This is a genomic window from Catenulispora sp. MAP12-49 (assembly GCF_041262705.1).
In the GTDB taxonomy this organism is placed as follows: Bacteria; Actinomycetota; Actinomycetes; order Streptomycetales; family Catenulisporaceae; genus Catenulispora.
Map to the genome: position 1 here is coordinate 1 of NZ_JBGCCP010000067.1, position 25,824 is coordinate 25,824.

25 protein-coding genes and 1 pseudogene are annotated in these 25,824 nt (G+C 70.9%); 8 read left to right on the forward strand and 18 right to left on the reverse strand.

Annotation, left to right across the window (positions count from 1 at the left end):
- Window positions 1–124 precede the first annotated feature (124 nt).
- Window positions 125–700, reverse strand: coding sequence for a TetR/AcrR family transcriptional regulator (locus ABIA35_RS48140; RefSeq protein WP_370362480.1), 576 nt, complete (start codon window positions 698–700; stop codon window positions 125–127).
- A 96-nt stretch (window positions 701–796) separates the two neighbouring features.
- Here ABIA35_RS48140 and ABIA35_RS48145 point away from each other — a divergent pair, with 96 nt between their 5' ends.
- Both ABIA35_RS48145 and ABIA35_RS48150 read left to right on the forward strand, forming a co-directional pair.
- On the forward strand, window positions 797–1,678 hold the full coding sequence (locus tag ABIA35_RS48145) for an SDR family oxidoreductase (RefSeq protein ID WP_370344973.1): 882 nt from the start codon (window positions 797–799) through the stop codon (window positions 1,676–1,678).
- Window positions 1,679–1,770: 92 nt separating this feature from the next.
- Window positions 1,771–2,553, forward strand: coding sequence for an alpha/beta fold hydrolase (locus ABIA35_RS48150; protein WP_370362481.1), 783 nt, complete (start codon window positions 1,771–1,773; stop codon window positions 2,551–2,553).
- A gap of 77 nt (window positions 2,554–2,630) precedes the next feature.
- Here ABIA35_RS48150 and secG read toward each other — a convergent pair whose 3' ends face one another.
- From secG to uvrA, 14 genes and pseudogenes are all read right to left on the reverse strand, one after another.
- Window positions 2,631–2,876, reverse strand: coding sequence for a preprotein translocase subunit SecG (gene secG / locus ABIA35_RS48155; RefSeq protein WP_370344971.1), 246 nt, complete (start codon window positions 2,874–2,876; stop codon window positions 2,631–2,633).
- Between the two features lie 85 nt (window positions 2,877–2,961).
- Window positions 2,962–3,753, reverse strand: a complete 792-nt coding sequence (tpiA, locus tag ABIA35_RS48160) for a triose-phosphate isomerase (protein ID WP_370344970.1) — start codon at window positions 3,751–3,753, stop codon at window positions 2,962–2,964.
- A gap of 64 nt (window positions 3,754–3,817) precedes the next feature.
- Window positions 3,818–5,011, reverse strand: coding sequence for a phosphoglycerate kinase (pgk, locus tag ABIA35_RS48165; protein ID WP_370362482.1), 1,194 nt, complete (start codon window positions 5,009–5,011; stop codon window positions 3,818–3,820).
- A gap of 84 nt (window positions 5,012–5,095) precedes the next feature.
- Window positions 5,096–6,121 (reverse strand): type I glyceraldehyde-3-phosphate dehydrogenase, encoded by a 1,026-nt coding sequence (gap, locus tag ABIA35_RS48170; protein ID WP_370344968.1) that lies wholly within the window; start codon window positions 6,119–6,121, stop codon window positions 5,096–5,098.
- 321 nt (window positions 6,122–6,442) lie between these two features.
- A pseudogene (gene whiA / locus ABIA35_RS48175) lies at window positions 6,443–7,393 on the reverse strand (DNA-binding protein WhiA); the annotation flags it as partial.
- 250 nt (window positions 7,394–7,643) lie between these two features.
- Entirely contained in the window at window positions 7,644–7,979 is a 336-nt protein-coding gene (locus ABIA35_RS48180) for a hypothetical protein (RefSeq protein WP_370344967.1), read from the reverse strand.
- Window positions 7,979–8,365, reverse strand: a complete 387-nt coding sequence (locus ABIA35_RS48185; RefSeq protein WP_370362483.1) for a hypothetical protein — start codon at window positions 8,363–8,365, stop codon at window positions 7,979–7,981. Before ABIA35_RS48185 ends, ABIA35_RS48180 begins: the two co-directional genes overlap by 1 nt.
- Before the next feature lie 73 nt (window positions 8,366–8,438).
- Window positions 8,439–9,839 carry a uridine diphosphate-N-acetylglucosamine-binding protein YvcK gene (gene yvcK / locus ABIA35_RS48190; RefSeq protein WP_370362484.1) on the reverse strand — a complete coding sequence of 467 codons (1,401 nt, stop codon included), beginning with the start codon at window positions 9,837–9,839 and terminating at the stop codon, window positions 8,439–8,441.
- A 47-nt stretch (window positions 9,840–9,886) separates the two neighbouring features.
- Window positions 9,887–10,861, reverse strand: coding sequence for an RNase adapter RapZ (rapZ, locus tag ABIA35_RS48195; RefSeq protein WP_370344964.1), 975 nt, complete (start codon window positions 10,859–10,861; stop codon window positions 9,887–9,889).
- Window positions 10,862–10,866: 5 nt separating this feature from the next.
- A complete protein-coding gene (uvrC, locus tag ABIA35_RS48200) occupies window positions 10,867–12,858 on the reverse strand; it encodes an excinuclease ABC subunit UvrC (RefSeq protein WP_370344963.1) in 1,992 nt (663 codons plus the stop codon).
- A gap of 65 nt (window positions 12,859–12,923) precedes the next feature.
- Window positions 12,924–13,517: a hypothetical protein gene (locus ABIA35_RS48205; RefSeq protein ID WP_370362485.1), complete on the reverse strand. Its 594-nt coding sequence runs from the start codon at window positions 13,515–13,517 to the stop codon at window positions 12,924–12,926.
- A 209-nt stretch (window positions 13,518–13,726) separates the two neighbouring features.
- Window positions 13,727–14,773 (reverse strand): helix-turn-helix domain-containing protein, encoded by a 1,047-nt coding sequence (locus ABIA35_RS48210; RefSeq protein ID WP_370362486.1) that lies wholly within the window; start codon window positions 14,771–14,773, stop codon window positions 13,727–13,729.
- Window positions 14,774–14,941: 168 nt separating this feature from the next.
- Entirely contained in the window at window positions 14,942–15,436 is a 495-nt protein-coding gene (locus ABIA35_RS48215) for a Rieske (2Fe-2S) protein (protein ID WP_370344960.1), read from the reverse strand.
- Between the two features lie 128 nt (window positions 15,437–15,564).
- Window positions 15,565–18,735: an excinuclease ABC subunit UvrA gene (gene uvrA / locus ABIA35_RS48220; RefSeq protein ID WP_370362487.1), complete on the reverse strand. Its 3,171-nt coding sequence runs from the start codon at window positions 18,733–18,735 to the stop codon at window positions 15,565–15,567.
- 156 nt (window positions 18,736–18,891) lie between these two features.
- On the opposite strand from uvrA, the gene ABIA35_RS48225 reads away from it, so the two are divergent.
- From ABIA35_RS48225 to ABIA35_RS48250, 6 genes are all read left to right on the forward strand, one after another.
- Window positions 18,892–19,662, forward strand: coding sequence for a maleylpyruvate isomerase family mycothiol-dependent enzyme (locus ABIA35_RS48225; RefSeq protein ID WP_370344958.1), 771 nt, complete (start codon window positions 18,892–18,894; stop codon window positions 19,660–19,662).
- A 10-nt stretch (window positions 19,663–19,672) separates the two neighbouring features.
- Window positions 19,673–20,293 (forward strand): MBL fold metallo-hydrolase, encoded by a 621-nt coding sequence (locus ABIA35_RS48230; RefSeq protein WP_370362488.1) that lies wholly within the window; start codon window positions 19,673–19,675, stop codon window positions 20,291–20,293.
- A gap of 167 nt (window positions 20,294–20,460) precedes the next feature.
- Complete coding sequence (locus tag ABIA35_RS48235; RefSeq protein ID WP_370362489.1) at window positions 20,461–21,123, forward strand: MBL fold metallo-hydrolase; 663 nt, start codon at window positions 20,461–20,463, stop codon at window positions 21,121–21,123.
- A 7-nt stretch (window positions 21,124–21,130) separates the two neighbouring features.
- Window positions 21,131–22,342 carry a hypothetical protein gene (locus ABIA35_RS48240; RefSeq protein WP_370362490.1) on the forward strand — a complete coding sequence of 404 codons (1,212 nt, stop codon included), beginning with the start codon at window positions 21,131–21,133 and terminating at the stop codon, window positions 22,340–22,342.
- A complete protein-coding gene (locus ABIA35_RS48245; RefSeq protein WP_370362491.1) occupies window positions 22,285–22,806 on the forward strand; it encodes a GNAT family N-acetyltransferase in 522 nt (173 codons plus the stop codon). The genes ABIA35_RS48240 and ABIA35_RS48245 overlap by 58 nt, the downstream gene beginning before the upstream one ends.
- Before the next feature lie 103 nt (window positions 22,807–22,909).
- Window positions 22,910–23,620, forward strand: coding sequence for a YoaK family protein (locus tag ABIA35_RS48250; protein ID WP_370344953.1), 711 nt, complete (start codon window positions 22,910–22,912; stop codon window positions 23,618–23,620).
- Window positions 23,621–23,776: 156 nt separating this feature from the next.
- Here the strand turns inward: ABIA35_RS48250 and ABIA35_RS48255 are convergent, their stop codons facing one another.
- The 3 genes from ABIA35_RS48255 to ABIA35_RS48265 are packed head-to-tail and all read right to left on the reverse strand — an operon-like array spanning window position 23,777 to window position 25,752.
- Entirely contained in the window at window positions 23,777–24,658 is an 882-nt protein-coding gene (locus ABIA35_RS48255; RefSeq protein ID WP_370362492.1) for an RNA polymerase sigma-70 factor, read from the reverse strand.
- The gene (locus ABIA35_RS48260; RefSeq protein ID WP_370362493.1) at window positions 24,655–25,296 is read right to left on the reverse strand and encodes a carboxymuconolactone decarboxylase family protein; all 642 of its coding nucleotides are present in this window, start codon (window positions 25,294–25,296) and stop codon (window positions 24,655–24,657) included. Before ABIA35_RS48260 ends, ABIA35_RS48255 begins: the two co-directional genes overlap by 4 nt.
- A 27-nt stretch (window positions 25,297–25,323) precedes the next feature.
- The gene (locus ABIA35_RS48265; protein WP_370362494.1) at window positions 25,324–25,752 is read right to left on the reverse strand and encodes a hypothetical protein; all 429 of its coding nucleotides are present in this window, start codon (window positions 25,750–25,752) and stop codon (window positions 25,324–25,326) included.
- Window positions 25,753–25,824: the final 72 nt, after the last annotated feature.

Genomic DNA, 25,824 nt, shown 5'->3' on the forward strand with positions numbered 1-25,824 from the left:
CGAACCGGCTGGCATCCCCGTCACCTCCACGACCGCCACAGAACAACACCACCCCGCCAAGATCAATTGTTAAACACCCGGCATTGACCCACACACAAGTCAGAATCGCCCCCGGCATCCAGCCTCAGCCCAGCTCCGCGACCGCCGCCCGCATCCCGTCGAGCGCCTCTCGCGCGTGTTCCCTCAGCGCGCGCCGGTCGGCCGGGTCGGCCCAGTGGGTGAAGGCCTCGTTGAAGGCCGCCATGCCGATCTCGGCCGCCAGGTTCGCGGTGCGCTCCGGGACGTCGCGCTTGCGCAGGCCCTGTGCCATGGCGGCTGCCAGGACGGTGCTCTTGTAGACGGAGCGCTCTTGGAGTTCGGTGTTGGCGGCGATCAGGACAGCGAGTCGGGCTCCGAGGTCGCGGCGGTCGTCGGTGAAGGAGTCGGTCAGTGCGTCGAGCGCGGTGCCGACGGCTTCCAGCGGGGTGGCGTCGGCGGGGGCGGCGGCGATGCCGTCGGTGAGGAGTCGGACGTGCGTCTCCTGGCCGGCGAACAGGACCTCGCGTTTGTCGGGGAAGTGGCGGAAGAAGGTGGTCTTGGTCAGGCCGCCGGCCCGGTCGGCGATCTGCGTGACGGTGGTGGCCTCGTAGCCCTGTTCGGTGAACAGGTCCACGGCGGCTCGGACCAGGCGTTCGCGTGCGTTCGGTTCCCATCGGGCCATGGGGACAGCCTAGTTGATGTGACTCGGTCACATCACTGCGCTACAGTGGCCGGACAGTGACGTTACCGAGTCACATCACTTTTCCGGGAGTCCCCCATGCGTATCTTCGTCACCGGTGCCAGCGGCTACATCGGTTCCGCCGTCATCCCCGAACTCCTTCAGGCCGGCCACCAGGTGGTGGGCCTGGCCCGCTCCGACGACTCCGCCGCCAAGGTCGCGGCGCTGGGCGCCGAGGTCCGGCGCGGCGAGCTGGCCGACCTGGACGGTCTGCGGACCGCCGCCGTCGACGCCGAGGCCGTCGTGCATCTCGCCTTCGACCACGCCACCGTGTTCGCCGGCCGCTTCCCCGAGGCCGCCGCGACGGATCTGGCCGCCGTTCGTACCTTCGGCGAGGCCCTGGCCGGCAGCGGCAAGACGCTGGTCGGCATCGGCATCCGCCGCACCGGCGACGCGCAGCGCGACGCCGCCTTCGCCGCCAACCCGCGTTCGGCCGTCACCAAGGCGCTGCAGGAGTACACCGAGCAGGATGTGCGCACCATCTTCATGGCCATCCCGTCGGTCACCCACAGTTCGCGCGACAAGCACGGCTTCATCCCGCAGATGATCCGCATCGCGCGCGAACGCGGCGTGTCCGGCTACGTCGGCGAGGGCGCCAACCGCTGGCCGGCCGGGCATGTGCTGGACGTCGCCCGGCTGTACCGGCTGGCCCTGGACAAGGCGCCGGCCGGGACGCAGTTGTTCGCCGCCGCCGAGGAGGGCATCGCGGTGCGGCGGATCGCCGAGACGATCGGGCGGCATCTCGGCGTGCCGGCGGTCAGCATCCCGGCGGAGCAGGCCGAGGAGCACTTCAGGGGCTTCCCGTTCGCCGCCATGGACATCACGATGCCCAATGCGGCGACTCGGGAACTGCTGGGCTGGGAGCCGGCCGAGCCGGGGCTCATCGCAGACCTCGACGAAGGCCACTACTTCGGCGAGTAGCCGAGCATCCGAGTAACCGAGTAACCGAGTAGCCAAGCGGCCAAGCGGCTGATTGAACGAGCAGCCGCACCGGCCGGTATACGCTCCGGCACATGTCTGAGCCCACGCCCGAACCCGCAGTGTCCTTCTTCACCACCCGTGACGGAATCCGCCTCGCCCACCGCGAGCTGGGCGAAGGCAGGCCCCTGGTCCTGCTGCACGGCGCCATGGGCGACGGGACACTGTGGACCCGGCACGGCCAGGCCGCGGCGCTCGCGGCCCGCGGCCACCGCGTGATCCTGCCGGACTTCCGCGGCCACGGCGCCAGCGCCAAGCCCCGCGACGCCGCCGCGTTCCCGCCCGACATCCTGACCGAGGACACCCTGGCGTTCCTGGACCACCTCGGCCTGCACGGACCGCAGGACTACGACCTCGGCGGCTACTCGCTCGGCGCCCGCATCGTGGTGCGCATGCTGGTGCGCGGCGCGACACCGGGCCGGGCGGTGGTCGCGGGGCAAGGGATGCAACAGGTCCTCGGGATCAGCGGCGGGGCGAGCACGATGCTGCAGCGGATCGTCGCCGCGACCGAACCGCCCGAGCCGGGCTCGCAGCAGGAGCGGTTCGCAGCATGGATGCGCGCGAACGGCGACGATCCGGCCGTACTGATGATGGCGCTGGACTCGCTGGTGGCCACCCCGGCGCAGGAGCTGGGACGGGTGCACGTCCCGACGCTGGTCGCGATGGGCACCGAGGACGAGCGCGCGGTGTCGGTCGACGAGTTGGTGGCGGCCCTGCCGCGGGCCACGAAGGCCACGATGCCCGGGGACCATGGCAGGGCGGCTGCGGCGCCGGAATTCGTGGCGGCGATGGTGGACTTCCTGGACCCGCGGCGGTGATCAGGCGGGCGACTCCGCAAAAAGGCGCCTGCCCGGACCGAGTCCGGGCGGGCGCCTGCGTTTCTGCCCTGCGTCGCCTAGAAGTTGTGCTTGTACATGAGCGCCAGGCCCACGATGCACGAGATCCAGATCAGCGACAGGACCACACTGATCCGGTCCAGGTTGCGCTCCACCACCGAGGAGCCCTGCAGGCCGCCGGACACGCCGCCGCCGAACATGTCGGACAGGCCACCGCCCTTACCCTTGTGCAGGAGCACCGACATGATGAGGAGCAGGCTGGTCGCGACCAGGATGCCTGAGACGATCCACTGGTAAAGAGTCACTTCGGCGGTCCACTCGCTTTTCCGATAAGGACAGGGACGGGATGCCACAGCACCCCGCCCCTACATTACGCAATGGAACCGGTGCTCAGCCAGCGGCGACAGCAGAATCCCGGAAACGCACGATCTTCGTGAAGTCCGCGGCGTCCAGGGAGGCCCCGCCGACCAGCGCGCCGTCGATGTCGGGCTGCGCCATCAGCTCGGCGGCGTTGGCGCCCTTCACCGAGCCGCCGTACAGGATCCGGGTGTTCTCCGCCACGCTCTCGTCGAACAGAGTGCCCAGCTCGACGCGGATCGCGGCGCACACCTCCTGGGCGTCCTCGGGGGTCGCGACCTCGCCGGTGCCGATCGCCCAGACCGGCTCGTAGGCGATGACCGAGGCCTGGACCTGCTCGGCGGTCAGGCCCGCCAGCGAGCCGCGGGTCTGCTCCACGCAGTGCGCGACGTGCGCGCCGTCCTTGCGGACGTCCAGGTGCTCCCCGACGCAGACGATCGGCGTGATCCCGTGCTTGCGCGCGGCCACGGCCTTGGCCGCGACCAGCGCGTCGGTCTCGCCGTGGTACTGGCGGCGCTCGGAGTGGCCGACCACCACGTAGTGGCAGTCCAGCTTGGCCAGCATCGCCGCGGAGATGTCGCCGGTGTAGGCGCCGGAGACGTGCTCGGAGACGTCCTGCGCGCCGTACTGGATGCGCAGCTTGTCGCCCTGCACCAGGGTCTGGACCGAGCGCAGGTCGGTGAACGGCACCAGGACCGCCACGTCGACCGCGTCGAAGTCCTTGTCGTTCAGCGAGAACGCCAGCTCCTGGACGTGCTTCATGGCCTCGAAGTGATTGAGGTTCATCTTCCAGTTGCCAGCCATGAGCGGCTTGCGGTCGGACATCAGAAGCTCACCTTCCGGCAGTACCAGGCTGTACAGATAAGCGGCTTGCGGTCAGTCATGAGGACTACTTCCCTTCCTCGAGCACGGCCAGACCGGGAAGGGTCTTGCCCTCCAGGTACTCAAGGCTCGCGCCGCCGCCGGTGGAGATGTGGCCGAACGAGGCCTCGTCGAAGCCCAGCGTACGCACCGCCGCGGCCGAGTCGCCGCCGCCGACCACGGTGAACGCGTCGGAGTCGATCAGGCCCTGCGCCACGGCGCGGGTGCCGCCGGCGTACGGCTCCATCTCGAACACGCCCATCGGGCCGTTCCAGAAGATGGTCTTGGCATTGGAGAGCTTGTTCGCGAACAGCTTGCCGGACTCCGGGCCGATGTCCAGGCCCAGGCGGTCGGCCGGGATCGCCGAGGCCGAGACCACCTCGTGGTCGGCGTCCGCGGCGAACGCGGTGGCCGCGATGATGTCGATCGGCAGCACGAACTCCACGCCGCGCTCGGCCGCGCGCTGCAGATAGCCCTTCACCGTGTCGATCTGGTCCTCTTCCAGCAGCGACTTGCCGACCTCGAAGCCCTGGGCCTTGAGGAAGGTGAACACCATGCCGCCGCCGACCAGGATGCTGTCGGCCTTCTCCAGCAGGTTCGCGATGACCGCGAGCTTGTCGGAGACCTTCGAGCCGCCCAGGACCACCGCGTAGGGGCGCGCGACGTCCTCGGTGAGCTTCTTCAGGACCTCGACCTCGGCCTGGATCAGCAGGCCGGCGCCGGCCGGGAGCCGGGTGGCGATGTCGTAGACCGAGGCGTGCTTGCGGTGCACGGCGCCGAAGCCGTCGGAGACGAACACGTCCGCCAGGGCCGCGAGCTGGTCGGCGAACGCGCCGCGGGCGGCGTCGTCCTTGGCCGTCTCGCCGGCGTTGAAGCGGACGTTCTCCAGCAGCACCACCGAGCGCTCCGGCATCGCGGCCACGGCGGCCTGCGCCGATTCGCCCACGGTGTCGGCGGCGAAGGTGACCGGGACGTCCAGCAGCTCGCCGAGCCGCTGGGCGACCGGGGCCAGGCTGTACTTGGGGTCCGGCTCGCCCTTCGGGCGGCCCAGGTGCGCCGCGATGATCACCTTGGCGCCCTTGGCGAGCAGCGCGTTGATCGTCGGGACCGAGGCGCGGATGCGGCCGTCGTCGGTGATGCGGTCGCCGTCCAGCGGGACGTTCAGGTCCGAGCGGAGCAGGACCTTCTTGCCGGCGACGTCGAGGTCGTCGAGGGTCTTCATAGACATTCCTTCATACTCAACGAAAAACCCGCGCGAGCCCCTCTGACCAGAAGGACTCGTGCGGGCACGGGTTTCGGTGGTCGGCTACAGCGAGGCGCCGACGTACGCGACGAGGTCGACGAGGCGGTTGGAGTAGCCCCACTCGTTGTCGTACCAGCCGACGACCTTGACCTGGTTGCCGTTGGCCATGGTCAGCTTGCTGTCGAAGATGCAGCTGCTGGGGTCGGTGACGATGTCGCGGGAGACGATCTCGTCCTCGGTGTACTTCAGGAAGCCCTTGAGCGGGCCGTTCTCCGCGGCGGCCTTGAACGCCGCGTTGATCTCTTCCTTCGTGGTCTCCCGGCCCAGGTCCACGGTCAGGTCGGTGACCGAGCCGGTGGGGACCGGCACGCGCATCGCGAAGCCGTCGAGCTTGCCCTTGACCTCCGGGATGACCAGGCCGATGGCCTTGGCCGCGCCGGTGGAGGTGGGGATGATCGACTGCGGGGCGCTGCGGGCGCGGCGCAGGTCGATGGTGCCCTTGCGGGTCAGCGCGATCTGGTCGAGCAGCTGCTGCTCGGTGGTGTAGGCGTGCGTGGTGGTCATGTAGCCGCGCTCGATGCCGAACTCGTCGAGCAGGACCTTCACCAGCGGCGCCAGGCAGTTGGTGGTGCAGGACGCGTTGGAGATCACGTGGTGGCTCGCCGCGTCGTACTTCTCCTGGTTCACGCCCATGACGACGGTGACGTCCTCGTTGGTCGCGGGAGCGGAGATGATGACCTTCTTGGCGCCGGCCTCGATGTGCTTGCGCGCGTCGTCGGCGTTGGTGAACAGGCCCGTGGACTCCACGACCACGTCCGCGCCGAGCTCCTTCCACGGCAGGGCCGCGGGGTCGCGCTCGGAGAGCACCTTGATGGCCCTGCCGTTGACGATCAGCTCGCCGTCCGCGGCCTCGATGGTGCCGTCGAAGCGGCCCAGGATCGAGTCGTACTTCAGGAAGTGCGCCAGGATCGGGGCGGCAGCGAGGTCGTTGATCCCCACGACCTCGACGTCAGCACCCGAGGCGACGATCGCGTGGAAGAAGTTGCGGCCGATGCGGCCGAATCCGTTGATGCCTACCCGGACGGTCACTGTCGCAGGGCTCCCTTCAGGTTGCCGGGCGCCTTGTTCACACCCGGACGAGAGTCGACGCATAAGGTGGCGATTCGCTGATAAGTCCAGAACGGACCGCGCACGATCACGAGCCTATCGCGAACCCGGTGAGGACAGCGCACCCGGCCCGACCTGCGAGACGATCGCAGAATCCATACTCGCCGGTAAGTCGTCGGACGTCTGCCCGGCCGAGGCCGCCGGACCCGCGCCAGCCTGCGCGGGGACCGCCGGGCGCGCCATGCCCGATTCGTCTTTCAGGAAAACGGACGCCGGTCCGTATCCGCCTCCGTGCGTCGGCACATCGGTCCCGTCCACGCCCAGCTCGAACGCCCGCCGGTCGGCCATCGCCAGCAGCCGCCGGATCCGTCCGGCGATCGCGTCCTTGGTCAGCGGCGGGTCGGCCAGCGTCCCCAGCTCCTCCAGCGAGGCCTGCTTGTGGTCCAGGCGCAGCCGGCCGGCGGCGGCCAGGTGCTCCGGCGCCTCCTCGCCGAGGATCTCCAGCGCGCGGGAGACCCGGGCCCCGGCGGCCACCGCGGCGCGGGCGCTGCGGCGCAGGTTGGCGTCGTCGAAGTTGGCCAGCCGGTTGGCGGTGGCGCGCACCTCGCGCCGCATCCGCCGCTCCTCCCAGGCCAGCACCGCCTCGTGCGCGCCCAGGCGGGTCAGCAGCGCGCTGATCGCGTCGCCGTCGCGCAGCACCACCCGGTCGCTGCCGCGCACCTCGCGGTGCTTGGCGCCGGAGATGCCCAGCCGGCGCGCGGCCCCGGCCAGGGCGATCGCCGACTCCATGTTCGGGCAGTTGATCTCCAGCGCGGAGCTGCGGCCGGGCTCGGTGAGGCTGCCGTGGGCCAGGAACGCCCCGCGCCAGACCGCCTCGCAGTCGCACAGCGGGCCGTTCACCAGGTACGGGGGCAGGCCGAAGGCCGGGCGCCCCTGCCCGTCGACCATGCCGATCTGCCGGGCCATCGCCTCGCCCCCGGCGGACACCCGCAGCTGGTAGCGGTGCCCGCGCCGCAGGCCGCCCGGGGACTGGATGACCAGCTCGGCGCGGTGGGAGTAGACCTCCCAGATGTCCTTGCGCAGCCGCCGGGCCGCGGCCCCGGTGTCGAGCTCGGCCTCGATGGCGATCCGCCCCGAGACGATGTGCAGGGACCCGCCGTACCGGAACACCGAGGCCACCTCGGCCTTGCGGCAGCAGGGCTTGGTCACCGCCAGGCGGCTCAGCTCGTCCTTGACCGCCGCCGTCATCGCCATCGCGCAGCTACCCCTTTTTCGCCTGTTACCGCAGCTCAGCGTACCGAGCTGGAACCGTTCCCGTGACCGGTCCACCCTAGCCAACGCCAAGGGGCGCCAGGTGCTTCCGCCTGACGCATTCACGAGGTTGGATGACGCTCGTTCGGCCCAACGTCGGTCTGACGGCCGGCCGGACGGTGCGGTTCGGGTGCCCGTAGGGATAAGACGGACCGACAGGCCGCGCGGTTCCCGATGGGTGCCTACGCTGCGGTTACCGGCCCAAACGTCCGGCGGTCATCGCCGCGACCGCGCTCTGGCCGGCCGGGTTCGGATGCACCGGCGCGGCCGGCTGCGCCGGGATCACCGGCTCGACCCAGCGGGTCCACGGCAGCTGGCAGGCGTCACGCCCGCTTACCCCGTTCGGGTTCACGCTCAGGGCCCCGTCGGCGGCAGCCCGCTGCGCCAGCATGTCGTTCAGCTTCTGTTCGATCCCGTGCAGCCACGGCACGTCCCCGAGTGCCACCGGCATGCTCGGCCGGCACCCCCACGCCGCGGGCAACACCGGCAGGTAGCCGACCACGACGACGGTGGCGTGCGGGGCCGCCATCAACACTGCGACGCGAAGCGTCTCCTTAACGGGCGGTGGTGGGAGACGGGTGGGCGGATGCCGGCGATCACGGTGTCGATCGTCGGCGCCAGGGCGTCGATCCGCGCCGCGAGTTCGTCGGTGCCGCCGGAGGTGAAGTGCTGCTGGCAGGGGTTGCCGAAGACGTCGAGCGACAGCTCGCCGCAGGTGGTCACGATGTCGCCGAAGCCGATGTCGTTGCCGCCGATCGGTCCGTCGGCCGGCTTCAGCAGATCGCCGACCGCGGTGTAGGAGTCGCCGAGGGCGACGTACTTGTGGAAGCCGCCCGCCTGGGCCTGCGCCGGGGCCACGACCAAGGTCAGGGTCGCTGCCGAAACGGAGGCGAACGCGAAGAACCTACGCAGCATGCAGTGAGTATCCTGCGACGCCTCCCCGCGACAATCACCCTGACGAGAGATTCAGCACCCTGACGAGGGCGGATCAGCCCCCGGCGAAGACTCCGCGGAAAGCCTGCGCCAGCAGCGCGTGATCGTGCCGCGGGCTCTTGTCCCCGGCCCGGTACGGCGCGGCCAGCGGCGCGAGCACCACCCGCGCTCCGAGCGCGGCGGCGGCCTTCTCCATCGGGCCGTACACGCGCGGTGCACCGCAGGACATCTCATCGGCCAGGACCAGGTCCAGACGCAGGCCCGGGCAGTGGTCGGCGAGGACCTCGATGTGCTGCTCGGCGGAGTAGCCGTCGGTCTCGCCGGGCTGCGGGGACAGGTTGAAGACCAGCAGCTTGCGGGCCCGGGTCTCGGCCAGGGCCGCGCACAGTTCGGGGACCAGCAGGTGCGGGATGACGCTGGTGAACCAGGAGCCCGGGCCCAGCACCGTCCAGTCGGCGGCGCGGATGGCGGCCGCGGCCTCGGGAGCCGCCGGCGGCTCCGGCGGGCTGAGCCGGACCGAGAGCACCCGGCCGGGGGTCACGGCCAACTCGTGCTGGCCGCGGATGACGCCGGTGGCCCCGGGATCGGCCGGGTCCGCGCCGGCCACCAGGGCCTCGATCTCCAGCGGCACCGTCGACATCGGCAGCACCCGGCCGCGCGCGCCGAGCAGCCGGCCGACCCAGTCCAGGGCGCGCACCGGGTCGCCGAGCCGTTCCCACAGCGCGGCGATGAGCAGGTTGCCGACGGCGTGGCCGTGCAGGCCGCCCTCGGCCGGGCCGCCGAAGCGGTGCTGGAGCACGTCGGCCCAGGTGCGGCCCCACTCGTCGTCGCCGCACAGCGCGGCCAGTGCCATGCGCAGGTCGCCGGGCGGCAGGCCGCCGAGTTCGCGGCGGATGCGGCCGGAGGAGCCGCCGTTGTCGGCGACGGTGACGATCGCGGTCAGAGCGTCGGTCACGGTGCGCAGCGCGGCCAGGGTCGCGGACAGGCCGTGTCCGCCGCCCAGGGCCACGACGTTCGGCGCGGGACGGCCGTCGACGGCGTTGTTGAACGCCTTGAACTCCACCGTCGGCGCGTCCTGCGCGGCCGGGTCGGCCCAGTTCGCGGCGGCGACCGCGGCGCCGATCATCGGCACGGCGGCAGGGATCTGTGCGCCGGGTGTTTGAGCGCCGGGTGTTTGAGCGGCCGGGATATAGGCGCCGGGGATACGGGCGCCCGGGCCGTGGGCGGTGGGCGCGCCGGAGGCGGCGAACGGGCCCGGCGGCGGAACCAGGCCGGCGAGCGGGTCGCCGGCGGGGGCCGTGTGAGCTGTGAGCGCCGTGGGACCGGTGGGAACCGTGTAGTCCGTGGGACCGGCGGGGCCCGCGGGACCCGTGTAGCCCGCGTGGGCCCCGGGCCCCGCCGCGGGCACCTGCCCGGGCGGGTCGGGACGGAACAGGTTCCCCGAGATGGTCGGCACCACCTCGTTCTGTATGACCCGCCTGGAAGCCGCCCGGTCCTCCGGGCTCACTCGCGACCCATGTCGCGGTGCACCACCTGGGTGTCCACGCCCTCGGCGGACAGCCGCGCGGCGATCTGCTCGGACATCGCGACGCTGCGGTGCTTGCCGCCGGTACAGCCGATGGCCAGCGTCATGTAGCGCTTGCCCTCACGGCGGTATCCCTCGGTGATGATGTTCAGTACCTCCGCGTACCGGTCGAGGAACTCCTTGGCCCCGTGCTGGGACAGCACGTACCCGCTCACCTCAGGGTCCTGTCCCGTGCGGGGACGGAGCTCGGGCACCCAGTGCGGGTTTGGCAAGAACCGTACATCCGCGACGAGGTCGGCGTCGACGGGCAGTCCGTACTTGAACCCGAAACTCATCACGGTCGCCCGCAGCGGATCCTCGCCGGGGTCGCCGAACGCCGACTCGATGGCCGTGCGCAGCTCGTGCACGTTGCGCGCCGAGGTGTCGATCACCAGGTCGGCCTCGCCGCGCAGCTCGCGCAGCAGTTCGCGCTCGCGCTCGATGCCGTCGGTGACCCGGCCCTCGCCCTGCAGCGGGTGCGGCCGGCGCACGCCCTCGTAGCGGCGCACCAGCACGTCGTCGTCGGACTCCAGGAACACGATGCGGTGGTTCAGCCCGGCCGAGTCCAGCTCGTCCAGGGTGCTGCGCAGCGTGTCGAAGAAGGCCCGGCCGCGCACGTCGACGACGAAGGCCAGCCGGTCGGTGCTGCGCGACTCGCGCATGACCAGGTCGACCATCGGCGCGATCAGCGTCGGCGCCAGGTTGTCCACGACATACCAGCCGAGGTCCTCGAAGATCTTGGCGGCGGTCGACCGGCCCGCTCCGGACATGCCGGTGACGATCACCAGCTCCGGCGCGTGCGGGCCGTCCTGCGCGGCGTCGGAGCCATCGGCGTCCGGGGAGCCCTGCGGCTCCTGGACGGCCTGCTCCGGCTCCTCGCGCGCGTCGCTGCCGCTCGGTCTGTTCTCCCTCACGCCCGTCACTCCTCGTGTGGCCCGTTCCTGCTCTCTCCCCCATCCAGGATCTCACCTGTCGCGGCGTTCACCGCACGACTTACCGGAAGCTCTGCCAACGCCGCGTGGATCTGCTTGGCGGTGGCAGGCCCGATACCAGGCACTTCAGCGATTTCTGCCACCTCGGCCGCACGGAGTTTGCGAAGAGTTCCGAAGTGCGCCAACAACGCTTTGCGTCGCACTTCCCCCAGACCGGGCACATCGTCCAGCGCGCTGGTCACCATCGACTTGGAGCGCTTCTGCCTGTGGAAGGTGATCCCGAAACGGTGAGCCTCGTCACGGACCCGCTGGAGCATGTACAGGCCTTCGGAGCTGCGCGGGAGCAGGACGGGGTCGTCGTCGTCCGGCAGCCAGACCTCCTCCAGGCGCTTGGCCAGGCCCACCAGGGTGACGTCGCTGATCTCCAGGTCGGCCAGGGCCCGCGCGGCCGCCGCGACCTGCGGCTGGCCGCCGTCGACGACCACCAGCTGCGGCGGGTAGGCGAACTTCTTGCGCTCGCCGGTCGTCTCGTCGATCAGCTTCTCCTCCTCCTGTTCCTTCAGGAAGGCCTTGAAGCGGCGGGTGATGACCTCGTGCATGTTGCGCACGTCGTCGTTGGTGGCGCCGTGCTCGTCGGAGCCCTTGATGGTGAAGCGGCGGTACTCGCTCTTGCGCGGCAGGCCGTCCTCGAAAACCACCATGGAGGCGACCACGTTGGTGCCCTGCAGGTGGGAGATGTCGTAGCACTCGATGCGCAGCGGCGCCTGGTCCATGCCGATGGCGTCGGCGAGTTCCTGCAGCGCCACCGACCGGGTCGTCAGGTCCGAGGCGCGGCGGGTCTTGTGCAGCGCCAGGGCCTGCTTGGCGTTCTGCGCGACGGTCTCCATCAGCGCGGCCTTGTCCCCGCGCTTGGGCACCCGGACCTCGGCCTTGGAGCCGCGGCGCTCGCAGAGCCACTCGGTGAGGGCCTCCACGTTGCCGGGCAGCTCCGGGACCAGGATCTCCCGGGGCACGGTCTCGGTGTCGACGCCCTGCTCGCCCTGCTCGGAGCCGTAGAGCTGCTGGAGGAAGTGCTCGACCAGGCCGGCGGTGTCGACGTCCTCGACCCGGTCCACGACCCAGCCGCGCTGGCCCCGGATGCGCCCGCCGCGGACGTGGAACACCTGGACCGCGGCCTCCAGCGGGTCCTCGGCGAAGGCGATCACGTCGGCGTCGGTGCCGTCGCCGAGCACGACCGCGTTCTTCTCCAGCGTCTGCCGCAGGGCCTGGAGGTCGTCGCGCAGCCGCGCCGCCTTCTCGAACTCCAGGTCCTTGGCAGCCTGCTTCATCTCCTCTTCCAGGCCCCTGATGTACCGGTCGGTGCGGCCGGCCATGAAGGACACGAAGTCCTCGACGATCTCCCGGTGTTCCTCGGCGCTGACCCGGCCGACGCACGGCGCGGAGCACTTGCCGATGTACCCGAGCAGGCACGGCCGGCCGCTCTGCGCGGCGCGCTTGAAGACGCCGGAGGAGCAGGTGCGGATCGGGAAGACGCGCAGCAGCGAGTCGAGCGTCTCGCGGATCGCCCAGGCGTGGGAGTAGGGACCGAAGTAGCGGACGCCGGGGCGCTTGGGACCGCGCATGACCTGCGCGCGCGGGTACTCCTCGCCGACGGTGACGGCCAGGCTCGGGTAGGACTTGTCGTCGCGGTACTTGACGTTGAAGCGGGGATCGAACTGCTTGATCCAGGTGTACTCCAGCTGGAGCGCCTCGACCTCGGTGGTGACCACGGTCCACTCGACGCTGGCCGCGGTGGTGACCATCGTCTGGGTGCGGACGTGCAGGTTGGCCAGGTCCTGGAAGTAGCTGCTGAGCCGCGAGCGCAGGTTCTTGGCCTTGCCGACGTAGATCACCCGGCCGTGCGGGTCCCGAAACTTGTAGACGCCGGGCGAGGTCGGGATCTCGCCGGTCTTCGGGCGATAGGTTGCCGGGTCTGCCACAGGGAAAGCCTACGCGGCCGGGGGGACACACCAGGTCCCCCCAGCCTCAGCAGGCACTACAGGTGCTACAGGCAGACGGGCTCGGTGACGAACTGCGCGGTCCCCTGGGACAGCATGCCGACGACGCAGCGCGCGCTGGGGGCCATCGGCGCGACCGGCTTGGAGTACGGCCAGGCGAAGGTGTTCTCGCTCTGCGGGTCCAGGACGAAGGCTCCGTTGTCGTCGTCCCCGCCGCCCTTGACCGCGCCGCTCTTGTCGGCCCAGCGCCAGTGGAAGCGCAGGTTGTCGGCGCGCGGTCCGTCGACCTTGATGTAGCTGTCGCGGACCATGCTGACGGTGCGCTTGGCGGCGTCTCCGCAGACCTCGACGACCAGGAGGTTCTTGCCGGCGGCGACGCGGTGCAGGCCCAGGCCCAGGTAGGTGCCGTAGTCGTGGCACACGGTGATGGCCAAGGGGGCGGCGGGCGCGGCGGGGGTGCCGGAGCCGGTACCGCTGCCGGTCGTGCTGGCCGTGCTGGACGTGCTGGCCGCGCTGTCCGCGCTGTCCGCGCCGGTCGTGCTGTTCGCGCCGGTCGCCGAGACCGGGCCGGCGCCCAGCAGCGCCGCCCCGACCAGCGTCATCCCGATGGCCAAGGCCCTGCGGAACCTGCGGATGCTCACTGTGATGATCTCCCTTGTGTGTGGTCGGCGATCACGATCACTAGGGGTATCGGACGTGCCGCACGCAGGCTGAACACGGTGCCGCGTCCCCCGATCGGGGCGATTGGTGGGATGTTTCTCCGGTAGGCCTGAGGGCGGCCCGGACGTCGCGACGAACAGGGGCCCGGTGGCGCATACGACGTCGTTGCGGCGGCGTTTGTCAGCGTTTATCAGAGGGTTGCTGATGTACTGGTGCTATCTGTGGTTGCGCTCCTGTGGTTGCGCTCCATCTGCGCGAGCACGAAGGCCATGGCCACCAAGACAGCCGTCAGGTTCTCCGTACTCCCGACACCGCCGGAGGCGTTGTACTCCGCGAGCCCTAAGCGTTGCCCGCGCTTGTTGTGCCACATCCGGTGCAGACACTCCGCGAGCAGTGGCAGACTCACCGCACCGTTGCGCCCGCGCAGATCCCGCAGAATCAAATCCGGCAGGTCGGGATCGACAGTGAGCCCGACGCTGTCCGCCGGCCCGGTGATGACCGATCGCACTTGCGCGTCGGTCATCGGTGGGAGCAGATAGGTGTGTTCCTGGAGCAAAGGCGACAGGTACGGGTTCTCTAAGCATTGCCGCAAGTAGTCGACACGGAGTCCGACCACCACAAAGGTGGCGCTACAAGCGCGCCGGCAGAGCCCTTCAACGAAGGCATCTCGGCGCTTCGGACAGTGGCACTGCGTGAAGACTTCCTCGAACTGGTCCACCACCAGCACATCGCTGCGTTCGTCGGGCAGTTCCGGCTCCGGACCGGGATTGATGACCCGGACCGTGGGCGTCCCGTCGAGGTCCCGCAGTGCCGGTACCAGGCCGGCCCGCAGCAGCGAGGTCTTCCCGGCTCTCGAAGGCGCGATGACCGCATAGAGCCCGCGTCCGGTGAGTAGTTGCCGTCGCACCTCGGCCAGCAGCTCCCCCACTGCCTCGTCCCGGCCGAAGAACCACTGTGCGGTCTCCTCGGAGTACGGCGCTTTCCCCGGGTAGGGGCATTCCTGTCCGAGTCCGCTGCGGACGGCCGCCAGCAACTCGCCGTCGGCGCCCAGTGCCCGGTCGCAGGCCTGCGCCAGGTCCTCGGTCATGCGCTGCCGGCCGTTCTCGACCCGGCTGAGGTACCCGCGCGAATAGTGCGTCTCGCGCTCCAGCCGGCTGAGCGACCACCCCTGGTCGGCGCGGCGGGCGCGCAGCCGGCGCCCCGGGCGCGGGTCGACGCCGGAAGCGGTGTCGGGCAAGGAGACCCCCGAGCCGGTGAAGGGATGCCTGAGCTGACCACCTTCGGGGATCGGCGGCCGTGCGCGCGGGTCCGACACGCGGTCCGCACGGCCGCCTCATTCAGCGTTTTCGCTCGTTGGGGTGATACTCGGGCAATTCCGAACCGGCGTCGACCGCCCCGTACGGGTCTACTTCGAGGAGCCGGTGACGTCCACGTTCGCGCCGCTCACCGTGGCGGTCATGGCCGCCAGCGGGGAGGACGCCGGGCCGTTGATCACGGAGCCGTCCTTCGCGCTGAAGACCGAGCCGTGGCAGGGGCACGTGATCTTGTTGTCCGCCACGCTGGCCACCGTGCAGCCCTGGTGCGTGCAGACCGCCGTGAACGCCTTGTACTGCCCGGCCGCCGGCTGCGTCACCACGACCAGGTTGGACTTGTCGATGTACCCGCCGCCGACCGGCACGGAGGACGAGGGCACGGTCACCGTGCCGTTGCCGCTCCCGCTCCCGCCGCCGCTGCCGCCGCTACCGCTGCCGCCGGTCGACGAGTTGTCCGTCGACGAGTTGCCGCTGCTGCAAGCCGCGACCGCGCCCACCCCGGCCACCGGCACCACGACCAGCGCGGCGGCCTTCATGATGGACCGGCGGTCCGGTCCCGACTCCTCGACCTCAACATCTTCAGACATGGGCAGTAGTTCATCATGCCCGTCTGTGAGAATTCTTTGAGGCTCCGCTGTAAGCCCCGGATCAGACAGATTGCATGGCGGAGCCCGTGCCGATCGTCACCGATCGGCACGGGCCCGGATCCACAGCGTTATTTCTTGGCGGCCGCCTTCTTCGCCGGTGTCTTCTTCGCCGGCGCCTTCTTGGCCGCCGGGACCTTGGCCGCCGCCGCGGCGGTGGCGCTCTTCTTGGCCGCCGTCGCCGCCGTCGCAGCCGTCGCAGCCGTCTTCTTGGCCGCCGTCGCGGCAGTCTTCTTCGCCGGCGCCTTCTTGGCCGCCCCGGCCGCGGCGGCCGAGCCGGCCGCCGCCTTCGGCGCGTTGCTCCGCTTGGCCGCCTCGATCGCCATCGCGACCTTCGGCTTGCGCGCCTGCGCCGCGGTCAGCGCCGCGGTGGCCGCGTTGGCCTCGCCGGTCAGTATCGGCACCAGGAAGCGGCCGGTGTGGCTCTCGTCCACCTTCGCCACGTCCTCCGGCGTGCCCTGCGCGACCACGACGCCGCCGCCGCGCCCGCCCTCGGGCCCCATGTCGACCAGCCAGTCGGCGGTCTTGATGACGTCCAGGTTGTGCTCGATCACGATCACCGAGTTCCCGGCGTCGACGAGGCGCTGCAGCACTCCCAGGAGCTTGTTGATGTCCTCGAAGTGCAGGCCGGTGGTCGGCTCGTCCAGCACGTAGACGGTGCGGCCGGTGGCCCGGCGCTTGAGCTCGGCGGCCAGCTTCACGCGCTGCGCCTCGCCGCCGGACAGCGTGGTCGCCGACTGCCCCAGGCGCACGTAGCCCAGGCCCACGTCGACCAGGGTCTGCATGTGCCGGGCGATCGCCGGGACGGCCTCGAAGAACTCCGCGGCCTCCTCGATCGGCATGTCCAGGACCTCGCCGATGTTCTTGCCCTTGAAGTGGACCTCCAGGGTCTCCCGGTTGTAGCGCGCGCCGTGGCAGACCTCGCAGGGCACGTACACGTCCGGCAGGAAGTTCATCTCGATCTTGATCGTGCCGTCGCCCTGGCAGTTCTCGCAGCGCCCGCCCTTGACGTTGAACGAGAACCGGCCGGGCAGGTAGCCGCGGACCTTGGCCTCGGTGGTGTTGGCGAACAGCTTGCGGATGTGGTCGAACACGCCGGTGTAGGTGGCCGGGTTGGAGCGCGGGGTGCGGCCGATCGGCGACTGGTCGACGTGCACGACCTTGTCCAGCTGGTCCACGCCGTCCACCCGGGTGTGCCGGCCGGGCACGGTGCGCGCGCCGTTGAGCTCGCGGGCCAGCGTGGAGTACAGGATGTCGTTGACCAGCGTCGACTTGCCCGAGCCGGACACGCCGGTGACCGCGACGAACACTCCGAGCGGGAAGGCCACGTCGATGTCGCGCAGGTTGTTCTCCCGCGCGCCGCGCACCACGAGCTGGCGCTTGGGGTCGATCGGCCGGCGCATGGCCGGGATCTCGATGCGGCGCCGCCCGGAGACGTACTGGCCGGTGAGGGAGTCCTCGGAGGCCAGCAGTTCCTCGACGGTGCCGGAGACCACGACCTGCCCGCCGTGCTCGCCGGCGCCCGGGCCGATGTCCACGACCCAGTCGGCGATGGCGATGGTGTCCTCGTCGTGCTCCACCACGATCAGGGTGTTGCCCAGGTCCCGCAGCCGGATGAGGGTCTCGATCAGCCGGTGGTTGTCGCGCTGGTGCAGGCCGATGGAGGGCTCGTCGAGCACGTAGAGCACGCCGGTCAGGCCCGAGCCGATCTGCGTGGCCAGCCGGATGCGCTGGGCCTCGCCGCCGGCCAGGGTGGCGCTGGCGCGGTCCAGCGAGAGGTAGTCCAGGCCGACGTCGACCAGGAACTGCAGGCGCTCGTTGACCTCCTTCAGGACCCGGGCGGCGATCTGCGCCTCGCGGTCGGTGAGGGTGAGCTCGCGCAGGTACAGCGCGCATTCGCCGACCGGCAGCGCGCAGATCTCGTCGATCGAGCGGCCGCCCTGCTCGCGCTCCCCGCCCAGGGTGACGGCGCGGATGACGGGCTTGAGGCGGGTGCCGTCGCAGGCCTCGCACGGGACCTCGCGCATGTAGCCGGCCAGGCGCTCGCGGGCACTGTCGCTGTCGGCCTCGGCGTAGCGCCGGGTGACCCAGGGCTTGACGCCCTCGTAGGTGGTCTCCCAGGCGCGCTTGGAGCCGTGCCGGTTGGTGTAGCGGACGGTGATCTTCTTCTTGTAGCCCTCCAGGACCACCTTCTGCGCCTTGGCCGGGATCCGGTGCCACGGCGTGTTCACGTCGAAGCCCAGCTCCCCGGCCAGCGCGTTCAGGATGTGGTTCCACCAGCTGGAGCCCATCCCGGCGGTGGCCCAGACCGTGATCGCGCCCTCGGCCAGGCTCTTGTCCGGGTCCGGGATCACCAGCTCGGTGTCCACCTCCAGCTTCACGCCCAGGCCCGAGCAGGTCGGGCAGGCGCCGAAGGGGGAGTTGAAGGAGAACGAACGCGGCTCGAGCTCCTCGAAGGACAGGTCGTCGTAGACGCAGTACAGGTGCTCGGAGTACATGCGCTCGCGGTTCTCGTCGTCCTCGGGCAGGTCGACGAACTCCAGCGTGATCATGCCGCCGCCGAGCTGCAGCGCGGTCTCCACCGAGTCGGTGAGCCGGCGCTTGGCGCTGGCCTTGACCGAGAGCCGGTCCACCACCACCTCGATGGTGTGCTTCTCCTGCTTCTTCAGCGTCGGCGCCTCGGTGAGCTGCACCACGACGCCGTCGACGCGGGCCCGGCTGTAGCCCTTGGCCTGCAGCTCGGCGAACAGGTCGACGTACTCGCCCTTGCGCTCGCGCACCACCGGGGCCAGGACCTGGAAGCGGGTGCCCTCCTCCAACTCCAGCACCCGGTCCACGATCTGCTGCGGGCTCTGCCGGGCGATCGGGCGGCCGCAGACCGGGCAGTGCGGGCGGCCGGCGCGCGCGTAGAGCAGGCGCAGGTAGTCGTACACCTCGGTGATGGTGCCCACGGTCGAGCGCGGGTTCTTCGAGGTCGACTTCTGGTCGATCGACACCGCGGGCGACAGGCCCTCGATGAAGTCGACGTCGGGCTTGTCCATCTGCCCGAGGAACTGGCGGGCGTACGCCGACAGCGACTCCACGTATCGCCGCTGGCCCTCGGCGAAGATCGTGTCGAACGCCAAGGAGGACTTGCCCGAGCCGGACAAGCCGGTGAACACGATCAGGGCGTCACGGGGGAGGTCTACTGAGACGTCCTTGAGGTTGTGCTCCCGCGCGCCGCGGACGATCAGCCGATCCACTAGTGAAACCTTCCTGAAGACATGACTCGCACCGATGCTAGACGGGCCCTCCGACAAGTTCGGGTTTCCGCCCCGTCGCCGGCTCCGCGCCCCGACACGGGGCCGGTCGCCGGATGTGTGTGGCACAGGGGCGGCAGGTACGGAAGAGTTACCGCCGTGACCGAATCACCCACCATCCCCGCCTCCTTCGACGCCGCCGCCGATCTCGAGCAGATCACCGAGGCGACCGCGCACCTGCTGGACACCGTCGCCGACATGACGGACGAGGACCTGCGCGGACCCTCATTGTGCGACGGCTGGACGCGCGGGCACGTGCTGGCGCACATCGCGCGCAACGCCGACGGCCTGTCCAACATGCTCAACAGTGCGGCGACCGGCGAGGTCACGCCCATGTACGCATCTGACGACAAGCGCAACGCCGACATCGAGGCCGGCTCTTCCCGGCCGGTCGCCGAGCAGCTGGCGGACCTACGGGAATCGGCGGGCCGGTTCGCCGCGGCCTTCGCCGCCGCGCAGGCCGCGGGGAACTGGAACGCGCCGGTCCAGCGCACGCCCGGGGCGGCCGGGTACCCGGCCTACCAGGTGCCGGCCAAGCGCCTGGGCGAGGTGCTGATCCACCACGTGGACCTGGACCTGGACTTCACCCCGGCCCACTGGTCGGACGCGTTCACCGACCAGTGGTTCGCCGACACCCTGGCCCGGTTCCAGACCCGGGCCGACTTCCCGGCGCTGCGGCTGGACGCCGAGGAGGAGGACGTCGTCTACGGCGTGAAGGCGGCCCCGGAGGACACCGGCGTGGTCGTGGTGCGCGGACCGAAGCGGGCGCTGCTGGCCTGGCTGCTGGGCCGGGCCTCCGGCGACGGGCTGGTCGCGGTGATCCCGGCCGGCGGCCGCGGCCCGCTGCCGAAGCTGCCGGCCTGGGCCTGAGGGGCCGGCGATGACGTACCACGGCATCGTCCACGCCGGCGGCCCGCCGGCGGTGCACGAACTCGCGCAGCTGATCGTCACGAAGATCGCGCTGGGCCGGGAGGGCACGAACAGCTACCTGCTGCGCGACCGCCTCACCGGCGAGCAGGTCCTCATCGACGCCGCCGCCGACGCCCCGGCCCTGATCCAGCTGGTCAACGGCGAACTGGCGGCCGTGGTCACCACCCACCGCCACCGCGACCACTGGGGCGCCCTGGCCGAGCTGGTCGCGGCCACCGGCGCGGTGACGATGGCCGGCGCTTACGACGCCGGCGCGATCGAGGTGCCGACCAAGGTGCCGCTGCGCGACGGCGACGAGATCCAGGTCGGACGCTCGCACCTGACGGCGCGCCACCTGGCCGGCGACGCCCCCGGCGCGATGGCGCTGCTCTACGACGACCCCAAGGGGCACCCGCACCTGTTCACCGGCGACTGCCTGACCGGCGCGGACACGCACGGGCTGTCGCCGGCGGAGCTGCTGACCGGGGCGCTGGCCGCGCTGCCGGACGAGACGTGGGTGTATCCGGCGCGAGGGAACGACTCGACGCTGGGTGCCGAGCGGGCCGGGCTCGGGAGCGGGCTCGGCGGTTAGGACGACGAGGGCGGCGGGGTGTTCTCCGCCGCCCTGTGCATGTGCCACGCCCGATCCACCTCTGCCACCCAAGATTCCTTGCACCGCCTGGCGATCAGGCTCCGTGCCCACCTCCCGGCCTCATCTCGACCCGGCCTCATCTCGACTCGACCTCCGAAGGGACCCCGATGCCCGACTACACCGGCGACGTCACCCAGGGCGGCCCGCCCGCCGTCCGCGACCTGCCCGAGCTGACCATCACCAAGGTCTCGGTGGGCCCGATGGACAACAACGCCTACCTCCTGCGGAGCAAGGCCACCGGCACCCGCGTCCTGATCGACGCCGCCAACGAGGCCCCGACCCTGCTCGCCCTGACCCCCGACGGTCTGAGCGCGGTCATCACCACCCACCGCCACGGCGACCACTGGCAGGCCCTGGCCGACGTCGTCGCCGCCACCGGCGCCACCACCCACGCCGGCCGCGCCGACGCCGAGGGCATCCCGGTCCCCACCGCCGTCCCGGTCGACGACGGCGACGTCCTGCGCTTCGACGGCATCGAACTCACCGCCATCCACCTGGTCGGCCACACCCCCGGCAGCATCGCCCTGCTCTACCGCGACCCCGCCGAGGGCGGCACCCCGCACCTGTTCACCGGCGACTGCCTTTTCCCCGGCGGCGTCGGCGGCACCTTCGGCGACGCCGAGGCCTTCACCTCCCTGTACGAGGGCGTGGTGACGAAGATCTTCGACCGCCTGCCCGACGAGACCTGGGTGTACCCCGGCCACGGGAAGGACACGACGCTGGGCGCGCAGCGTCCGCAGCTGGCGGAGTGGCGGGCGCGGGGCTGGTAGGAGCTCGATGGACGGCAGATGGGCCGCGATAGACGCGGCGACCGTCGACGTAACGACACAGTGGGCCATGGGGCTGGGCTACAACAAGGGCGCGCCCGACGAGGTGCTGATCGGGCTCTTCGACGTGCCCAGGCGTCACGACTTCAGCCTGGGCTTCCTTTATCGCCGCGACGTGCCGAGCCGCGTCCTCGATGCCGCCATCGGCCACCCTGACCGCATCGTCAGGTTCCTGGCGGCCGAAGGCGGGAACCTGACCCCGGCGCAATGGGACCGGCTGGCCGCCGCGACGCCCACCGAGAAGGACCGAGCCATCGTCGCCGAGCTACGCGATGAAGTCGCGACCCGAGAACCGTGGGCGACCAAAGGAAGGGGCATCGAGAGGCCCCCGCACCCCGACGCCGCCCCACCGGCCTCCCCCGCCGAGATCGCCGAGTGGGCCGATGCCGTCGAGGACATCTCGCCGGACGCCCACAGCAAGGCCCTGTGGTGGGTCGCCGCGCTCCACGACAATCCCGACGCCATGCGCCAGCTCGCCGCGTCCCCCAAGGCATTGGTCCGGCGCAGCGTCGCGCGGGCCCGGCATCTGCCGCCGGACGTCGTGGACCGGCTCGCGCACGACGAGGACCGCGTCGTGCACCTCTTCCTGACCGAGTCCTGCGACGACGCGACGCCGGAGGTCCTGCTCAGCGTCTGGAGCTGGTGGCCCGGCAGCCTCTCGTTCCCGGGACGCCCCCCGCAACCACCCGAACTTCCCGAAGGACCGCCTGCTCCGCTTCGCCGACGACCCGAACCCGAGCCTGCGGCTGCTCGCATTGACCGACAAGGCATCGACCCCCGAGCTCGTCGATCGGTTCGCGGACGATCCCGAGCTCCAGGTCCGTCAGGCGGCCGCCGCCGATCCGCGCATGTCCCCCGGGCCCCTCATCAGGCTGCTCCTGGAGCTGCACACCGCGCAAAGCGCCGCTCAGAACCCTGCCATCCCGGTGCCGGTCATGCACCACATGGTCGAGCTGACGCAGCGCGCGCCAGTACCTCAACCGTCCCCACCTCACATCTTCCAGAAGTAGACGACCGCGTTCTGGTCGTTCGTGCTCCCGTCCCGCTTCACCGCATGGCCGGTCACTCTGTCAGGTCCCTGCGGAACTTTGGAATCATCGATCCATGCCCGTTCTCAGCGATCCCGCGGTCCGTTTCCGAAGCTCGTTCGTGGCCGCCGTGAAGGAGTTCCGAGCCGACCACGAGTACGAGGTCTCATGGTTTGTCACGGACGTCGATGACGAGGCCTTGCACGACGAGGCGGGCTTCGAGAAGTACATCGCGCGGGTGCTGGCCGAGCGTACCGACGCCGGCGTCTCGCCGGGCTTCGTCCGCGTGACCACCCTGTGGTGGACCGAGGGCGAGGAGATGCTCGGCCGCCTGGCGATCCGCCACTCCCTGACCCCGCGCCTGGAACGCGTCGGCGGCCACATCGGCTACGACGTCCGCCCCAGCGCGCGCCGACAGGGCCATGCGGGAGCGATGCTCAAGGCCGCGCTCCCGCTCGCCGCCGAGCTGGGTATCGCCGAGGCGTTGCTGACCTGCGACATCACCAACGCCGCCTCGCGCCGGGTGATCGAGGCGAACGGCGGACGGTTCGTCAGCGAGATCGACGGCAAACTGCGTTTTCGAGTCCCCACCTCGTGATCCGGGCGCGTGTCGACCTCGGGGACGAGACTTGGGCATCAGTGCCGGTCGGTTCTGGCGCGCCTGCCTCACCCGAATCCGTGATCACGCCATCCTGATACCCGTGGCGCGAACGTGGAAGGTGCACGGCACCGCGGGGTTGATGGTGCTGCTCACGGCGATCGCGGGCTGGGTGGACGCGGTCGCCTACGTCCGCTCCGGTTCGGTGTTCGTGGCGAACCAGACCGGTAACGCGGTGTTCCTGGCGGTGCAGGTGGCCGAGCGCTGGGTGCCGGGTGTGCACAGCGCTGGGGTCGTCGCCGAGCCTGACACGTACGGGCCCGTCTCCTCGCTGCTCGGGTTCTGCGTGGGTGTCGCGGTCTCGGTGGTGCCGCTGCGCCGCTCGCGCCGCACCGGCGACGGGGAGGCGCCGTGGATCCTGCTGGCGACGGAGGCGCTGCTGCTGGGGTCCGTGACCCTGTTGGGGACGGAACCGCGGGAGCTGCGGCTCGGGCTCGCCGCCGCCGCGATGGGGGTGCAGAGCGTCTACGCGGCAGGCGTGGCGATGCGCGGGGTGTCGACCACCACGCTCACCGGCACCCTCGTGACGCTGATCTCGACTTTCGCCGAGGAGCCGGGCCGTCGCGCCCGCAAGGGGATCATGGTGCTGGCGACGGTCTGGGCGGCGTACACGATCGGCGCGTGGGGCGGCGCGGCGGCGGGTTTGTCGTGGTCGATCGGCACGGTGCACGGGGTGGCCGCGGCGGTCGCGGGGCTGGCGGCGATCGCGGTGTGGGGTGATCGGCGGGGCCGGATGAGGGATGCGGCGCTCTGAGGCCGTGAGGCCGGGTCTGGCGCCGGCAAACGCGACTGGCCACCGTTCTAGCACCACTACCGCGTCCAACCGCGCCAGCCACCGTTCCAGCCCCAGCTCCGCATCCAACCGCGCTGGCCACCGTTCCAGCACCACTTCCTCGTCCAACCGCGCCGGCTACCGTTCCAGCACCACCTCCGCGTCCAACCACGCCAGCTTCTCCGGATTGCGCACCGCGTAGATCCGGCTGATCCGTCCGCCCTCGATGGCGAAGCTCAGCACCGTCGTCACATCGACCTCGATCCGGGCGGCCGGCGCGCCGTTCACCCACACCGTCCCGGTCGAGAAGCGCTCCCCCGCCCACTGGACCGCCGCGATCAGGTACGTCGCCGCTTCCTGTGCCCCGACCACGGGGTGGCGCGTCGTCGGGACCACGCCGCCGCCGTCGGCGACCACCACGACGTCCGGCGCCAGCACGTCCATCAGGGCCCGCAGATCGCCGTTGCCCATCGCGGCCAGGAAGCGTTCGACGACCAGTCGCTGCTCGGCCCGGTCGACGCGCATCCGCGGCCGGCGCGCGGCGACGTGCTCGCGGGCCCGCTTGGCGGTCTGGCGGACCGAGACCGGGGTCTTGCCCAGGGCGCGCGCGATCTCCTCGTACGGCGTGGCGAACACCTCGCGCAGCACGAACACCGCGCGCTCGACCGGTTTCAGCGTCTCCAGCACGGTCAGCAGCGCGACCGAGACGCTCTCGGCGAGCTCGACGTCCTCGGCGACGTCGGGGCTGGTCAGCAGGGGCTCGGGCAGCCAGGAGCCGACGTACTCCTCTCGCCGGCGGGCCAGCGTCCGCAGCCGGTTCAGGGCCAGCCGGGTCACGATCCGCACCAGGTAGGCGCGCGGGTCGCCGACGGTGGCGCGCAGCCCGGCGTCCACGTCGGCCCACCGCAGCCACGTCTCCTGCACCACGTCCTCGGCGTCGGCGGCCGAGCCGAGCATCTCGTAGGCGACGGTGAACAGCAGGCCGCGGTGGACGACGAAGGGATCCGGCTGCCGGCTCATGGAGCCGAGGCTACGTCCGCCGACGGCACCGCCAGCGGCGCCAGGCCGCACGCCGCGGAGAACTCCTGCGACCGGATGCCGAGCGCGATGTTGGCCCGCGCGGTCAGGTTCGCCGCCGCGACCCGCGCCGCCAACTCCACCATCGCCGCCGGCCCCAGCCGCGCCAGCAGCCAGGCGGACAGCTCGTCGGTGACCGCCGGCGGCGTCTGGCTCATCGCCTCGGCATAGTCCATCACTCGGCGTTCCAGGACGCTGAACACATCGGACTCCCGCCAGCGCGGCACCTGCCGCACCTTGTCCTCGTCCAGGTGGCGGCTGTGCGCCATGAAGTACGCGAAGTCCAGGCAGAAGCCGCACCCGACGCGCCCCGCGGCGGCCATCGCGGCGTAGGTCGCCAACGGCTCGCCCAGGGCGTCCCACTTGTCGACCTTGCGCCCGAACCCCATCAGGGTCTTGAAGACCTTCGGCTGCTGCCACATCACCCCGACCGAGTCCGGGACTTGGCCGAGCATCTTGCGGGTCAGCATCTTCACCATGGCCCCGTACACGCCGGTGATCTCGGCTTCGGGGACTCGTGTCTGGGTGGTGGTGCCGGTGGTCGTGCCGGTGGTCGTGTCACTGGTCATGTCGCTGCTCATGGCGACCTCCAGGTGTCTGAGTCGGATTCACGCATTCAGACACCGGCGCGCCGCCGGACGTGACTTCCCGCAGGTCAGAGCGCCGCGGTGGCGGGCGGGGCGAGCCACGGCGCGCCGCCGGCCCGGCTCCAGCACCTCGCGCCAGTACCGGAACACGGTCCCCCGCACGATCCGCAGGCCGCCGGCCGCGATCAGGCCGGACACCGATGCGGCTCCGCCCTCGGCGTCGAAGGCGACCAGCACCGGGACCGGCTCGCCGGTCCGTCCCGCCAGATTGCGCTCCTCGGCTGTCGGCTCGCGGAACACCGGGTCCTGGAAGAAGGCCGGGCACTGGACGTAGACCGGATCGGTGACGCGCCCCGTACCGAGAAGGCCCAGAAGGCCCAGAAGGTTCAGAAGGCTACCGGCACCGGCGCCGGACCGCGCGTGAGATAATCGGGTAGGCGGGTCGGTCACCCGACCCGCCTCCCACACCACCGGACATGCGGGCCACGCATCCGGCGGTTCGTCAGGCTGATCTCAACTTCT